Consider the following 13,280-nt stretch of genomic DNA (forward strand, 5'->3'; position numbering starts at 1 on the left):
CAATTGGCATCGTCCACACGGCAGCCTAAAGTCCAAACCACCCATCAGTCGCCTCGATATAACCCTGGACAACCTGTTGAGGCTCCACAGCTAGCTAGGGGAGTAGGGGAGTAGGGCAGTAAGGGAGTAGGGAAAAGGAAAAAATTTGCTGTCTCGGCCGGCCGCGTAACATACTGCCCTACTGCCCTATTCCCTTCCCCGTCTGTCCCCGATGACGCAGATAGTGATCGGCGATCGCGCAGGCAACCATCGCCTCGCCGATCGGCACGGCGCGGATCCCGACGCACGGATCGTGCCGGCCCTTGGTCATGATCTCGACGTCGTTGCCGTCCTTGTCGATCGACTTTCGCGGGGTCAGGATCGACGAGGTCGGCTTGACGGCGAAGCGCGCGACAATCGACTGGCCGGTCGAGATGCCGCCGAGGATTCCGCCCGCATTATTGGACAGGAAGACCGGCTTGCCGTCATTGCCCATGCGCATCTCGTCGGCATTCTGTTCGCCGGTGATGCGGGCGGCCTCGAAGCCGTTACCGATCTCGACACCCTTGACAGCATTGATCGACATCAGGCCTGAGGCAATGTCCTGGTCGAGCTTGGCGTAGATCGGCGCGCCGAGGCCTGCCGGAACGCCGTCGGCGACGATCTCGATCACCGCGCCGACCGAGGAACCCGCCTTGCGGATGCCGTCAAGATACGCGGTGAAGACGGCGACCGATGCCGGGTCGGGCGTGAAGAACGGATTTTCGGCGTCACTGATGAAATTCCAGTTCCAGTTGGCACGGTCTATTCGTTTTTCGCCCATCGACACCAGCGCGCCGCGCACCACCATGCCGGGCACGACCTTGCGGGCCAAGGCTCCGGCCGCCACCCGCGCCGCCGTCTCGCGGGCCGAAGAGCGGCCGCCGCCGCGATGATCGCGCAGGCCGTACTTAGTGTCGTAGGTATAATCGGCATGACCAGGCCGGTACTGGCGGGCGATCTCGCCATAGTCCTTGGAGCGCTGGTCGACATTCTCGATCAGCATCGACACCGGCGTGCCGGTGGTGATCATGGTCTCGCCGTCCTCATCCAGGATGAAGCCGGACAGGATCTTCACCTCGTCGGGTTCGCGACGCTGCGTCACAAAACGCGATTGACCCGGGCGGCGCTTGTCGAGATCGGCCTGGACCTCCGCGTGCGTGAAGCGGATGCCGGGGGGACAGCCGTCGACCACGCAGCCGAGCGCTGCGCCATGGCTTTCGCCCCAGGTGGTGACGCGGAAAAGATGGCCAAACGTATTGTGAGACATGAAAACCAGCCCTGCCGGCATCGGAGCCGGCTTAGCGCATGACCCCGAAAACCGGAGCGATTTTCGGGGTCATGCGCAAAATCAAAGTGCTACAGCGTCCTGTGCGCGTCCAACAGGACGCGCGGCGCTGTAGCCTGCGTTCTATTGGCGTTTTCGGCAGTGGTCAAACTGTGATCCGGCGGATTTAGTTTTGACACATTCGGTTGGTTTCTGCTTCCCTCGATCCGTCTGTTGAACACCCGCCGCCACTGTGCCGGCGCAATGATAAGAGGACGATGATGCGTATCCTGATCGGCGCCGTTGCCGCCATGTTGCTGATTTCCACTGCCGCCTTCGCCGGCCAAACCGAAGGCCTGATCAAAGAGGTCGATAAGGACACGTTGACGCTGACACTCGACGACGGCAAATCCTACAAGCTGAATGCCGAAACCGACCTTGAAGCGCTAAAACCCGGCATGGATATCGTGATCGCCTATGACGAGACAAACGGCGAGAACATCATCACCGACATGCAATTGCCGGATTCAAGCGAATAGAGGCTTCCGGCTGACCTGCCCGAAAGCCGGGATGAAGGTCGTGTGACCTACGATCTTGTCCGAACCGCCGGTTCGGGATCACGGTCTTGGTCAAAACTCATTCAGCCGACTTCAGGCCTTCGTTCACGACAGACTCCGTCGGGCAGTGCACCACGCCTGCTCGGCAGATGGGCGGCTCCATCGTCGAAAATGGCCGGTGCAGAGTTCCGGCTAGATCTCGGCCTGACTCATGCCCGGAGCTCCATCGAGCCGGAGCTTGTTCGCAGCCCTCGACCGGATCGGGCCGCGACGATCGTCGCCACGGCGTCAGGATCGGCAGGTGTCCTCAATGTCAGCACGTCGGACGGCTTTGCCGGCCGGTGTGAACCGACGGCGAGAAGGGCTGAACAAGGTCGTTCCGAGTGATTGGATTTCACCCCTAGAGCCACTCCAGGCGTCGTCCCTCCAGCCTTAGCAAGCGATCCTGCGGCACATTCAGGTTTGCGGCTTCTTTCTCGGGCATTCCCAGCACCATGCGGAACAGAGCGCGCACGACGCCGCCATGGGTCACGCAGACCGTCGGGCGGTCCAGCGCGTCGAAGCACGGCTTTACCCGCTCGAACAGCATTTGATAGCTTTCGGCGCCCTCGCCGGGCGGCAGGAAATTCCATTTGTCGAGGCGCCTCTCCCTGCCCGAGCCCAGATGCCGGGCCTCGAGTTCGGGAAAGGTGAAACCCTGCCAGTCGCCGAAACTCATTTCGACAAGGCGCGGATCGGTGCGGTAAGCTTGGGGATCAAGCCCCATCGCCATGCGAATGCGCTCCATGGTCTGGCGCGTCCGCCGCATCGGACTGGCGACAAAGTCGAAATCCTCGGGGTTATCAACGAATTCGGCAAGCCGATGGCCGTTGCGGGTCGCCTGCTCGCAGCCAAGCGGGTTGAGATCGGTGTCGGCCTGTCCTTGCAGCCGGGACTCGGCGTTCCACACCGTCTGGCCGTGGCGGGCGATGTAGACGAGCGGATACATCAGGTCATCCGGAGAGCGGTCGAGAGCAGGCTGGAGGCGGGGAGAGTTCGAGGGGTTATTCCTTGACGGTCGAAATATCAGGCGCGTCGACCGCCTTCATGCCGACGACATGGTAGCCGGAATCGACATGGTGGATCTCGCCGGTGACGCCGCGTGAAAGGTTGGACAGGAAATAGACGGCTGAATCGCCGACTTCCTCTTGCGTCACCGTCTGCTTCAGCGGCGAATTGTATTCATTCCACTTCAAGATGTAGCGAAAATCGCCGATGCCGGAGGCGGCCAGCGTCTTGATCGGACCGGCGGAGATGGCGTTGACGCGGATTTTCTTGGCGCCAAGGTCGACGGCCAGATAGCGCACGCTGGCTTCGAGCGCCGCCTTGGCGACACCCATAACGTTGTAGTGCGGCATCACTTTTTCGGCACCGTAATAGGTCAGCGTCAGCAGCGAGCCGCCATCGGTCATCAACGCCTCGGCGCGCTTGGCGATAGTGGTGAAGGAAAACACCGAAATGTCCATCGTGCGCAGGAAATTGTCGCGCGTCGTCTCGACATAGCGGCCTGTCAGCTCGTCCTTGTCGGAAAAGGCGATGGCGTGGACGAGGAAATCGAGCTTGCCCCAACGCTTGGCGATGTCGTCGAACACCGCATCGAGCGTTGCCGGATCGGTCACATCGCAATGGCCGGCGACATGGGCGTTGAGTTCCGCCGCCAGCGGCTCGACGCGCTTCTTGAACGCCTCACCCTGATAGGTCAGCGCAATCTCGGCGCCGTGGTCGACGCAAGCTTTGGCTATGCCATAGGCGATCGACCGATTGTTCGCGACGCCAAGGACAAGCCCGCGCTTGCCGGCCATAATGCCTTGTCCACCCGCCATGTGAGCGCTCTCCGCAAGATCTTCTGCTTTGTGGAGTGGCTATCGCACAGGCACAGAGCCCCTTCAAGCGCTCAACACGGACAGTCCAGGGGACAAAAGCATCGTCCCACAGCGCCGCGCGTCCTTTTTGGACGCGCAAACGGCACTGAAACACCTAATCTTGCGCTTGACCCCCAGCGAAAATCGAATCCGATTTTTGCGACGCCGACCTTCGATTTAGGGGATCCGCTAGCGTTTCCGGTTGCGCATCAGCGCTTCGAGATCGCTGTCGCCCCCTTCGGGAAGCATCAGCCGCACATGCGCGTAGAGATCACCGTGTCCGCCAACTTTTTCCGGCAGGCCCCTGCCCTTCAGCCGCAGGACCTTGTCCGAGCTCGACCAGGCGGGAACATTGACCGCAAGCTTGCCGGTCGGCGTTTCGACCGCCACCTTGGCACCCAGCACGGCATCCGCCAGCGCAACCGGCAGGTCGGCGTGGAGGTCGCGGCCTTCGACACGATAGCGCGGGTGCCGCCGGAAGCGGATCTTGACCAGCGCGTCGCCCGGCTGCCCCGGCCCTTGCTCGCCCTGACCTTTCAGCCGGATCGTCTGGCCGTCCTCGACATAGGCTGGCAGCTTGACGGCGACCTTGCGTCCGTCGGGGAACATCGCCGTCACCTTCTCCGCGGTCGCCGCTTCCTCGATGGGGATGCCGCGCGTCACGTTCAGGTCGGCGCCGGACGGCGCCTGCCGGCCGGCGCCCATGCCGGCACCGCGAGAGAAGGTCTCGCCGAAAATCTGGCTGAAGATGTCGCTGCTGCCGTCGAACGGATCGCCGCTCGGACGGCTTGAGCGAAACTCGAAGCGTGAGCCGCCCGGCCCCTGCTGCCGGCGAAAACCGGCGAACGGATCGGCGCCGCCGGCGGCACCCTCGAAGCCTTGAAAGCGCGGCGTGCCCTCCGCGTCGATCTCGCCGCGAGCGAACGCCGCACGGGTCTTCTCGGCGCCGACGATCTCGTATGCCTGGTTGGCTGCGGCAAACCGCTCCTTCGCCTTGGGGTCCGGATTCTGGTCCGGATGATACTCCTTGGCGAGTTTGCGGTACGCCGATTTTATGTCCTTGGCCGATGCGTTCTTGGCAACGCCCAGCACCTCATAGGGGTCGCGCATGCTTCCTGCCCTGGAGAAGGAGTGAGTCCACGATTGCCACCTATATGCGCTCGCATAGGAAGAAATTCCAGAGGCGCGCGGTTATATGATGGCGGAAAATCAGAGCGCTTTGAAGTCCTGCATCCGCCAGGCGCCGGCGCCGGCCAGGCACACCTCGCCCTTGAACAGGGCTACGCCCTCGAAGCTTTCGCGCGACGCGGTGAAGTGGCGGCAAAGCTGGCCGTTGTCCCTGGACTCCGCCAGTTCGGTGATCGAGCCGCGCGACCCGGTATCGGAATTCGCCCAGGGAACGGCCTGCCCGCCAAGTTCCTGGATATCGGCGGAAGACACCGCGTTGCGGATCGTCGCCTGGTCCGAGGCGCGATCCTGATCGATCGGCGAGGCAGCAACAGGCGTGCTGCTGGTCAGGATCGTACGGTCGACCTCCGCCTGCTCCAAACTGAAGCCGCCGGCACCACAGCCGGCAAGCGGCAAGGCGACCAGCACGACCGCGATCTTGACCGCAGCCTGGGCGCTGGCCGAAGCAATAAGGTCCCATTGCCTGCTGTCAAAAGGTTGCGCGATACGCGACAATCGGCAATCTCCCCAGCCGGCAATAGAATTTGGGAAAACTATGAGCGAAACTGAGTTAACAAGCGGTGACTTTACCGAGGCTGCTGAGCCATTCCGCCTCTTTGCCGCATGGCTTGACGACGCGACGAAGAGGGAGATCAACGATCCCAACAGCGTGGCGCTGGCGACCGTCGATGCCGAGGGCATGCCGAATGTGCGGATGGTGCTGCTCAAGGGGTTCGATGAAAGCGGATTTGTCTTCTACACGAATTTCGAGAGCGCCAAGAGCCGTGAGATTCTTGGCAGCATGAAGGCGGCGATGTGCTTCCACTGGAAATCGCTGCGCCGGCAGGTTCGCGTGCGCGGGCCGGTGGAGATCGTCACCGAGGCGGAAGCGGACGCCTATTATGCGACGCGCCCGCGCGGCAGCCGCATCGGCGCCTGGGCGTCGAAGCAATCGCGGCCGCTGGAGAGCCGCTTCGCACTGGAAAAAGCCGTTGCCGAATACACGGCGCGCTACGCGATCGGCGAGATCCCACGGCCGAAACACTGGTCGGGCTTCCGTATCGTGCCGCAGACGATCGAGTTCTGGCACGACCGGCCTTTCCGGCTGCACGACCGCGTCGTCTTTTCCCGCAACGCAAAGGGCAGTTGGGACAAGACGAGGCTTTACCCCTGATGGGTTGGTCCCTTAAGCAGCTTCGCCAAGGGGAGAACTGGACGCGCGGCAATATGGCATCGCCAATACACGCCGCCGCGGGCGTTGAGTAACTGACGTCAGGGATGCCCCAGGAATACTCCTGGGCAATCCTTGACGAACCACCTTGGTTCACCAATATTCATAGTGAACCAAGGAAAGTTATGAGCATGACAGCTTTTACCGTGCGTGTCCCGGACGAAACCGCAAACAGGCTTGATCAGCTTGCCGAAAAGCTCGACCGCTCGCGTTCCTATGTGGCTGCGCAGGCCATTGAGGACTTTGTAGCCCGTGAGGAATGGCAACTCGCCGAGATAGAGGCCGGGTTGGCCGAAGCCGAGCGCGGCGATTTTGCCAGTGACCATGATGTAGCTGCTATTGTCGGAAAATACGTCAAGTCTGCCCGCCAAGGATGAGCCGCAAAAGAATCCGCTGGACCAAGCGGGCGCTGAATCGGCTTGACGAAATCGGCGCACACATCGAGAAGGACAACCTCGAGGCGGCCGCCCGAGTCATTGCGCGCATCGTGACGGCGGCAGAACATCTCGCGGAGCAACCGGCTATGGGGCGCGTCGGGCGCATCAAGGCGACGCGAGAGCTCGTTTTGGTCGATATTCCGTATGATCGTGCCCTATCGCATCAACGGCGACACTGTCGAAATCCTCACCGTCCATGCATGCTGCCCAACGATGGCCGCAGGCCCTCTAAAATCGCCCAACCTCACGGGCCTGCGTTATCAGAACACACCGCCTTCAGCCTACCTTCTTCCTGGCCATGAAGGCCATCAAGGCAGCGCGGGCCTCCTCGGATTTGAGCCGCTCGCGGAAATGCTCGCTTTCCTGGCCGATGCGGGCAACAAGATCTTCACGAGAGCCGCGCATTAGGTCACGCGCGATCTTCAGCGCTTGCGGCGGCTTGGCCGCGATTTGGCTGGCCGCTGCCAGGACGGAGGCTTCGAGCTCGTCTTCCTCGACCACCGCGTAGATCAGCCCGGCGGCTTTCGCCCGCTCGGCCGAAAAACCTTCGCCGAGGCCAAGCAGCGCGAAGGCGCCTTGCCGGCCGAGAATCTGCGGCGCAAGCAGGCTCGATCCCGCCTCGGGGACCAAGCCGAGATCGACGAAGGGCGTGCGGAACATTGTGCGCGGCGTGGCGAAAGTCAGGTCGCAATGCAGGTTGAGCGTGGTGCCGATACCGACCGCGATGCCGTCGACGCCGGAGATCATGGGTTTTTCCGCCCTGGCCAGCGCTATCAGGAAATCCCAGACTTCGGTCCCGCCCTCGCCGCCGGCGGCGACGACCATGAAATCGGCAAGGTCGTTGCCGGACGAGAAGGCGCCTGAAACACCGAGGAAGACATGGACGCGGATCGCCGGATCGGCGTCGCCCTCGGCAAGGGTTTTGGACATTTTCGCATACATGGCGCGCGTCAAGGCGTTCCTCTTGTCCGGACGGTTCATGCGGATGATCTGGATCGCGCCCTGGCGCTCGACGAGGATATGATCTGTCACGGGTGATCCTTTGTGAAACGTCAGGCTTTTTTGAAACGGCAACCTTGTGGCTGTCAGGCAGAAATCAGTGTCTTGCCGGCGGCGGCAAGGCTTTCGGCGCCGCCGATGACGCGCTCTTTCAGCGCGCCCGCCTCGCCAAGCAGGTTTTCGGCGAAGAAACGGCAAAGGGCGATGCGGCTTTGGTCGGCAAGCGCGCCGCGTGCCAGATAGGTGCCGCCCGCCGCAAGCGAAATCAGCCGCAGATACGGCGTCGCACCGGCCAGCGCCTCGTCCGAGCGCCCGTCGGCAAGCAGCCCTTGCAGAAAACGCGTCGCCTGGCCGAGGTCGTCGAGCGCCTGGTCGAGACCATCGGCAGTGCGGCCAAAACCCCCGGGATTTGAGGTCCGCACCTGATTGGCGACTGCTTTCAATTCGGCGATGTAACCATGCACATGCTCGCCACCGCCAAGCGGCAGCTTGCGCGCCACCAGGTCGATCGCCTGGATGCCATTGGTGCCTTCGTAGATCGGCGCGATGCGCGCGTCGCGATAAAGTGCTGCCGCACCCGTCTCCTCGATGAAACCCATGCCACCATGAACCTGCAGCCCGATCGAGGCGACGTCAACACCGACATCGGTGGAAAAGGCCTTGGCCAGCGGGGTCAAGAGATTGGCACGTTCCTGCCAATGGATGGCTTCATCGCCGACGGATACCCGCGTGTGATCAATGGCATGCGCACAGGAATAGCTGATGGCGCGCGCAATCTGGGTCAGCGCCTTCATAGTCAGGAGATTGCGCTGCACGTCCGGGTGATGGACGATCGGCGCCATGCCGTTGCCATCATAGCTTGCAGCCTTGCCTTGCCGGCGGTCATTGGCATAGGCAAGCGCCTTCTGCGTGGCCGTTTCGGCGACCGCCACGCCCTGCATGCCGACGGCGAGCCGCGCATTATTCATCATGGTGAACATGCAGGCGAGGCCTTTGTTTTCCTCGCCGATCAGCCAGCCGATCGCGCCAGCAGTGATCCCTTCGAAACCATCGCCATAGATCATGGTGCAGGTCGGCGAGGCGTGGATACCCAATTTGTGCTCTAGCCCGGAGCAGAAGACGTCGTTGCGTGCGCCCAGCGCGCCATCGTCGCCGACAAGGAATTTCGGCACCAGGAACAGCGAAAGGCCACGCGTGCCGGCCGGCGCGTCCGGCAACCGCGCCAGCACCAGATGGATGATGTTGTCGGTGAAATCGTGCTCGCCATAGGTGATGAAAATCTTCTGGCCGAAGATGCGGTAGGTGCCGTCGCCGGCCGGCTCGGCGCGGGCGCGCAACGCATTCAGGTCCGAGCCCGCCTGCGGCTCGGTCAGGTTCATCGTGCCCATCCATTCGCCGGAGACGAGTTTTTCCAGGTATTTGACCCTTAGCGCCGGTGAGGCGTGCTTGTCGAGTGCTTCGACTGCGCCCATGGTCAATGTCGGACCGATGCCGAAGGCCATCGCGGCGGAGTTCCACATTTCGAGCGCGGCGACGCCCAGCATGGTCGGCAGCGCCTGGCCGCCGAATTCCTCCGGTGCGGACAGCGCGTTCCAGCCGCCGTCGATCCAGCGGCGATAAAGCGCCTTCCAGCCAGGCGGCATGGTAACGGCGGCGCCGTTCAGGATCGCGCCTTGTTCATCGCCGATCTTGTAGAGCGGCGCGACCTCCTCTGTGGCGAAGCGGCCGGCTTCCGCCAGAATGGCGTCGACGATGTCTTCGCCAAGATCGCCAAAGGTGCCGGCGTCAAGCGCTGGCTTCAGGCCGGCCACATGCTTCAGCGTGAAGGCGATTTCCTCGACCGGTGCCCGATACATGCCGCTCGCTCCTCCTCCGTCCGGCAGGGCAACTTAATAACCGTGCCGACACAAAACCATTCGCTTTTGGGTCGCCTCTCCCACCTTCTTTTTACGTAAACGTCAAATTTTGTCACGCGGATTGTGCAATTGGAGCTGTTCACGCTAAAATCGACAAAAAAGCCGGACAAGTCGACCGGCGACAGATCAAAATACTGGGACCGCCCGTGCTCGCCAGACCTGACGCCTATCGCTGCATCGAATGCGGCCTGCCCTATCGAGCGGCAGGTTTTTGGCACCATCGGGGCAAGATCGAGGACGGCTCCGCCTATTGGTCGGATCGCGGCATTCTGTGTTCGCCGAAATGCTGGCTGGCCCATCATCGCAAACGCGAGGCTGAGGGAACGCTGCCGCAGGCGCCGGCGCCCGAGCTGTTCCAGATCCAGCCGCTCTCCCCTCGTTGATGGCCAGCAAAACCATAACCGGCCGAATTGCGGCATTCGCCACGGACCGCCGAAAGCATTTCCTTAACCATGGCGGTTCAGGATCAGGCTTTGGCCAGCAAGGATCTGCTGTTTGAAGCCGCCGGCGCCCCCTCTTCGCCGCCTAGGACTCCTCGTCGTCGCGACCGCGATGACAATGGCGTTGGAGCCGACACAAGCCTCGGATTTCTCCGCGCCGTGGAAGGCTGCCGACCGGGCGCTGGTGATCGACGCCTACGAATACAATTCCATTGATTGGGCTGAACTTGCGACCGACAAGCGCATCGTCGGCTTCATCAACAAGGCGTCCGACGGGATGCCGCCAGCCTATTTCTGTTTCGGCGACGAGACCGCGACGCGGCTCTGCAAGGCGCTGTGGAAGCGCCATGCGGTGGCACAGGAACTGTTCCAGACGCGCAAGGTGGTGGCCAAGGCGCTCGGCCTGAAATGGGGTGCTTACCATCTCGCCCGCCCCGGCAACCCCGTGGGACAGGCCAATAATTTCATCAACTTCGCGAAACCTGGTCCGGATGACCTGCTCGCCCTCGACATCGAGGATGACGACCCGACGAAATGGATGTCGCTCGAGGATGCAGAGGAATTCGTCCGCCATGTGCATCGGCGGCTGGGCCGCTTTCCGGTGCTCTACACCAACGGCAAGACCGCCAGGCACATCGCCGACAACAAGTACAAATACCGGCTCCTGTCGCGGCTGCCGCTCTGGTATGCGCGCTACAAGCCCGACATCGGCGTGCATTTTCCGATGGGCAACTGGCAAGGCTACGCACTCTGGCAATTTTCGGCAAAGGCCAATTGCGGCCGATTCCGCTGTCCTTACCGGGTGGCTGGCACGCCGAACGATATCGACGTCAATGTCGCACCGATGGATGCGGCCACGTTGCGCGCGCAATGGCCCTTCGGCGGCCTGATCGACGCGCAGCCGGATTACCTCGCCTCGATACCGGTGCCTCTCTCGCGTGAAGCCGGGCTGGCCGGCAATGGCGCCCTTACCTACGCCACCGTTGCGCTGCCGCCGAGCTTCACCGAGCTGGTCGCCGCGTTCAGCGCGGGCTGGTCCAAGTTCCGCGGCAGCTTGCAAATGCCTGCCGTAGGGACAGCGCTGCGTTTTCCGCGCCGGATCGCCGACTATGTGGCGTGGCTGCGAAAGGATAAGCCCTCCGCATCGGCCGTTGAAGTCGCGCCCACCGATCCGGTCAGCACCGCGTCGACCGAGTTAGACCGTAGCCCGCGCTAACCGTTGTAGGTCAGCGCGCCCGCTCGCGGGCCACGGCCTGCCAGCCGATGTCGCGACGGCAAAAACCTTGCGGCCAATCGATCCGGTCGAGCGCGGCATAGGCTCGTCGCTGCGCCTCGCCGACCGAGCCGCCGACAGCCGTGACGTCGAGCACACGGCCGCCATTGGCGACCAGCGCGCCGCTGTTGATGGCGGTGCCGGCGTGAAAGATCTCGACGCCATCGCCCGCGGCCTCTTCGACGCCGCGGATGACCGAGCCCTTTTCCGGCGTGCCGGGGTAACCCTTGGCCGCCATCACCACGGTGAGCGCCGCCTCGTCGCGCCAGCGCACTGAGGTGTGCGCAAGCTGGCCGTCGGCGGAAGCGTTGAGCAGGACCAAGAGATCATCCTTCAGCCGCATCATCAGCACCTGGCATTCCGGGTCGCCGAACCGGGTGTTGTATTCGATCAGCTTCGGCCCGTTGTCTGATATCATCAGCCCGGCAAACAGCACGCCCGAAAACGGCGCGCCAAGCTCGGCCATGCCGCGCATGGTCGGCTCGACGATCTCGCGCATGGTGCGGTCGATCATCTCCGGCGTCATCACCGGAGCCGGCGAATAAGCCCCCATGCCGCCGGTGTTCGGGCCGATGTCGCCGTCACTGAGGCGCTTGTGGTCCTGTGCGGTGCCGAACGGCAGCGCGGTGGCGCCGTCGCACAGGCAAAAGAAGCTCGCCTCCTCGCCGGTGAGAAACTCCTCGACCACCACCTCCGCGCCGGCCTGTCCGAAGGACCCGTCGAAACAGGCATCGAGTGCTGCCAGCGCCTCGGCCAAATTCATCGCGACGGTGACGCCCTTGCCGGCGGCGAGGCCGTCGGCCTTGATGACGATCGGCGCGCCCATCTTTTCGACATAGGCCCTGGCCGACGCAAGATCGCCGAAACGGCCATAAGCGGCGGTCGGGATGTCGTATTTCGCGCAAAGGTCCTTGGTGAAACCTTTCGAGCCTTCCAGCCGCGCCGCCGCCCTGGACGGGCCGAAGACGCGAATGTTTTCAGCGCGGAGGTCGTCTGCAATGCCGGCGACCAGCGGCCCTTCCGGCCCGACGACGACGAGGTCGATCTTTTTCTCCGTGCAGAACCGGGCCACCGCCGCATGATCGGCAATGTCGAGCGTCACCAGTTCGGCTTCGCGGCCGATGCCCGGATTGCCGGGGGCTGCGTAAAGCTTCGTCAGTAGCGGCGAGGCCGCGATCTTCCAGGCCAGGGCATGTTCGCGGCCGCCGGAGCCGATCAACAAAACACGCATGCCCAGATCCCTTGCCATTCCACGATGAGGACTGCGCTATTGCGCCCCGGACGATGGGTCAAGACATTTGAGTGCTTCGACGGCAATTGCGCACGCTCCAACTGCACCTTGCATTGGCCCCAATTGCGTCTTACGTTTTGTGTATCGATAAAGTGAGGGTATGATAATGTCGGAGACTGCAACCCTGTCCTCGAAGTTTCAGATATCGATTCCCAAGGCGATCCGGACCGCCCAGCATTGGGAAGCGGGTTTGACCTTTGCCTTCATCCCGAAGGGAACGGGCGTGCTACTCGTCCCTGTGCCGAAGCGGGAAGCGCTGAAGGGACTGGCGAAGGGCGCTTCGGCGACGGAATATCGCGACCGGTCGGACCGTGTCTGATGGTGCTCGTCGATACCTCGGCTTGGATCGAATGGCTGATAGGCTCCACGACTGGAGAGCAGGTGGCCGAGCATCTGCCCGAGCGAGCCGAGTGGCTCGTTCCGACCATGGTGCAGTTGGAACTCGCAAAATGGCTCACTCGCGAAGTAGGCGAAAACAAAGCCGATCAGACCATAGCCTTTACGCAGGTCTGTTGGGTGGTCCCGCTTGACACGGAGATCGCCCTAGCAGCCGCCGAAGCCTGCCGGAAGCACAAATTGGCGACCGCAGATGCGATCATTTTCGCGACCGCTCGGGCGCATGACGCGACACTCCTGACTTGTGACAAGCATTTCGAGAGCCTGCCAGTCGTGACCCTCATCGAAAAGATCTAGAGCACGTCCTGTTTAATCCGGTTCATATCCTGCGGCTTTGAAGTAATTGGCACATTCGGCTGGGGTGAAGAGGTCGACGACCGCGCCGAC

15 protein-coding genes and 1 pseudogene are annotated in these 13,280 nt (G+C 62.5%); 8 read left to right on the forward strand and 8 right to left on the reverse strand.

Annotated elements, in window-relative coordinates:
• Window positions 1-178 precede the first annotated feature (178 nt).
• Window positions 179-1,288, reverse strand: a complete 1,110-nt coding sequence (aroC, locus tag NKH12_RS27470; protein WP_352956024.1) for a chorismate synthase — start codon at window positions 1,286-1,288, stop codon at window positions 179-181.
• A gap of 278 nt (window positions 1,289-1,566) precedes the next feature.
• Between aroC and NKH12_RS27475 the strand changes: the two genes are divergently transcribed.
• Window positions 1,567-1,824 (forward strand): DUF1344 domain-containing protein, encoded by a 258-nt coding sequence (locus tag NKH12_RS27475; RefSeq protein ID WP_352956036.1) that lies wholly within the window; start codon window positions 1,567-1,569, stop codon window positions 1,822-1,824.
• A 418-nt stretch (window positions 1,825-2,242) separates the two neighbouring features.
• Here NKH12_RS27475 and NKH12_RS27480 read toward each other — a convergent pair whose 3' ends face one another.
• The 4 genes from NKH12_RS27480 to NKH12_RS27495 all read right to left on the reverse strand — a co-directional run bounded on the left by NKH12_RS27480 (window position 2,243) and on the right by NKH12_RS27495 (window position 5,426).
• A complete protein-coding gene (locus NKH12_RS27480) occupies window positions 2,243-2,830 on the reverse strand; it encodes a histidine phosphatase family protein (RefSeq protein ID WP_352956025.1) in 588 nt (195 codons plus the stop codon).
• Between the two features lie 55 nt (window positions 2,831-2,885).
• A complete protein-coding gene (gene fabI / locus NKH12_RS27485) occupies window positions 2,886-3,704 on the reverse strand; it encodes an enoyl-ACP reductase FabI (protein WP_352956026.1) in 819 nt (272 codons plus the stop codon).
• 228 nt (window positions 3,705-3,932) lie between these two features.
• Window positions 3,933-4,853, reverse strand: a complete 921-nt coding sequence (locus NKH12_RS27490; RefSeq protein ID WP_352956027.1) for a DnaJ C-terminal domain-containing protein — start codon at window positions 4,851-4,853, stop codon at window positions 3,933-3,935.
• Between the two features lie 99 nt (window positions 4,854-4,952).
• The gene (locus NKH12_RS27495) at window positions 4,953-5,426 is read right to left on the reverse strand and encodes an RT0821/Lpp0805 family surface protein (RefSeq protein ID WP_352956028.1); all 474 of its coding nucleotides are present in this window, start codon (window positions 5,424-5,426) and stop codon (window positions 4,953-4,955) included.
• 40 nt (window positions 5,427-5,466) lie between these two features.
• Here NKH12_RS27495 and pdxH point away from each other — a divergent pair, with 40 nt between their 5' ends.
• From pdxH to NKH12_RS27510, 3 genes and pseudogenes are all read left to right on the forward strand, one after another.
• Window positions 5,467-6,084, forward strand: a complete 618-nt coding sequence (gene pdxH / locus NKH12_RS27500; protein WP_352956029.1) for a pyridoxamine 5'-phosphate oxidase — start codon at window positions 5,467-5,469, stop codon at window positions 6,082-6,084.
• 188 nt (window positions 6,085-6,272) lie between these two features.
• On the forward strand, window positions 6,273-6,518 hold the full coding sequence (locus NKH12_RS27505; RefSeq protein WP_352956030.1) for a CopG family ribbon-helix-helix protein: 246 nt from the start codon (window positions 6,273-6,275) through the stop codon (window positions 6,516-6,518).
• A pseudogene (locus NKH12_RS27510) lies at window positions 6,515-6,810 on the forward strand (type II toxin-antitoxin system RelE/ParE family toxin). Before NKH12_RS27505 ends, NKH12_RS27510 begins: the two are co-directional and overlap by 4 nt.
• A gap of 44 nt (window positions 6,811-6,854) precedes the next feature.
• Here the strand turns inward: NKH12_RS27510 and NKH12_RS27515 are convergent.
• Complete coding sequence (locus NKH12_RS27515; RefSeq protein WP_352956031.1) at window positions 6,855-7,610, reverse strand: crotonase/enoyl-CoA hydratase family protein; 756 nt, start codon at window positions 7,608-7,610, stop codon at window positions 6,855-6,857.
• A 53-nt stretch (window positions 7,611-7,663) separates the two neighbouring features.
• Window positions 7,664-9,433, reverse strand: a complete 1,770-nt coding sequence (locus NKH12_RS27520) for an acyl-CoA dehydrogenase family protein (protein WP_352956032.1) — start codon at window positions 9,431-9,433, stop codon at window positions 7,664-7,666.
• A 206-nt stretch (window positions 9,434-9,639) separates the two neighbouring features.
• Here NKH12_RS27520 and NKH12_RS27525 point away from each other — a divergent pair, with 206 nt between their 5' ends.
• Window positions 9,640-9,876: a hypothetical protein gene (locus NKH12_RS27525; protein WP_352956033.1), complete on the forward strand. Its 237-nt coding sequence runs from the start codon at window positions 9,640-9,642 to the stop codon at window positions 9,874-9,876.
• Window positions 9,877-10,045: 169 nt separating this feature from the next.
• Window positions 10,046-11,149 (forward strand): glycoside hydrolase family 25 protein, encoded by a 1,104-nt coding sequence (locus NKH12_RS27530; RefSeq protein WP_502910852.1) that lies wholly within the window; start codon window positions 10,046-10,048, stop codon window positions 11,147-11,149.
• A 10-nt stretch (window positions 11,150-11,159) separates the two neighbouring features.
• On the opposite strand, the gene purD is transcribed toward NKH12_RS27530, so the two are convergent.
• On the reverse strand, window positions 11,160-12,437 hold the full coding sequence (gene purD, locus NKH12_RS27535) for a phosphoribosylamine--glycine ligase (protein ID WP_352956034.1): 1,278 nt from the start codon (window positions 12,435-12,437) through the stop codon (window positions 11,160-11,162).
• 160 nt (window positions 12,438-12,597) lie between these two features.
• Here purD and NKH12_RS27540 point away from each other — a divergent pair, with 160 nt between their 5' ends.
• Window positions 12,598-12,816 (forward strand): AbrB/MazE/SpoVT family DNA-binding domain-containing protein, encoded by a 219-nt coding sequence (locus NKH12_RS27540; RefSeq protein ID WP_274609405.1) that lies wholly within the window; start codon window positions 12,598-12,600, stop codon window positions 12,814-12,816.
• The gene (locus NKH12_RS27545) at window positions 12,816-13,190 is read left to right on the forward strand and encodes a type II toxin-antitoxin system VapC family toxin (RefSeq protein ID WP_352956035.1); all 375 of its coding nucleotides are present in this window, start codon (window positions 12,816-12,818) and stop codon (window positions 13,188-13,190) included. The genes NKH12_RS27540 and NKH12_RS27545 overlap by 1 nt, the downstream gene beginning before the upstream one ends.
• The last annotated feature ends 90 nt before the right edge of the window (window positions 13,191-13,280 follow it).

Source organism: Mesorhizobium sp. M1322, assembly GCF_040318085.1.
Taxonomy (GTDB): domain Bacteria; phylum Pseudomonadota; class Alphaproteobacteria; order Rhizobiales; family Rhizobiaceae; genus Mesorhizobium.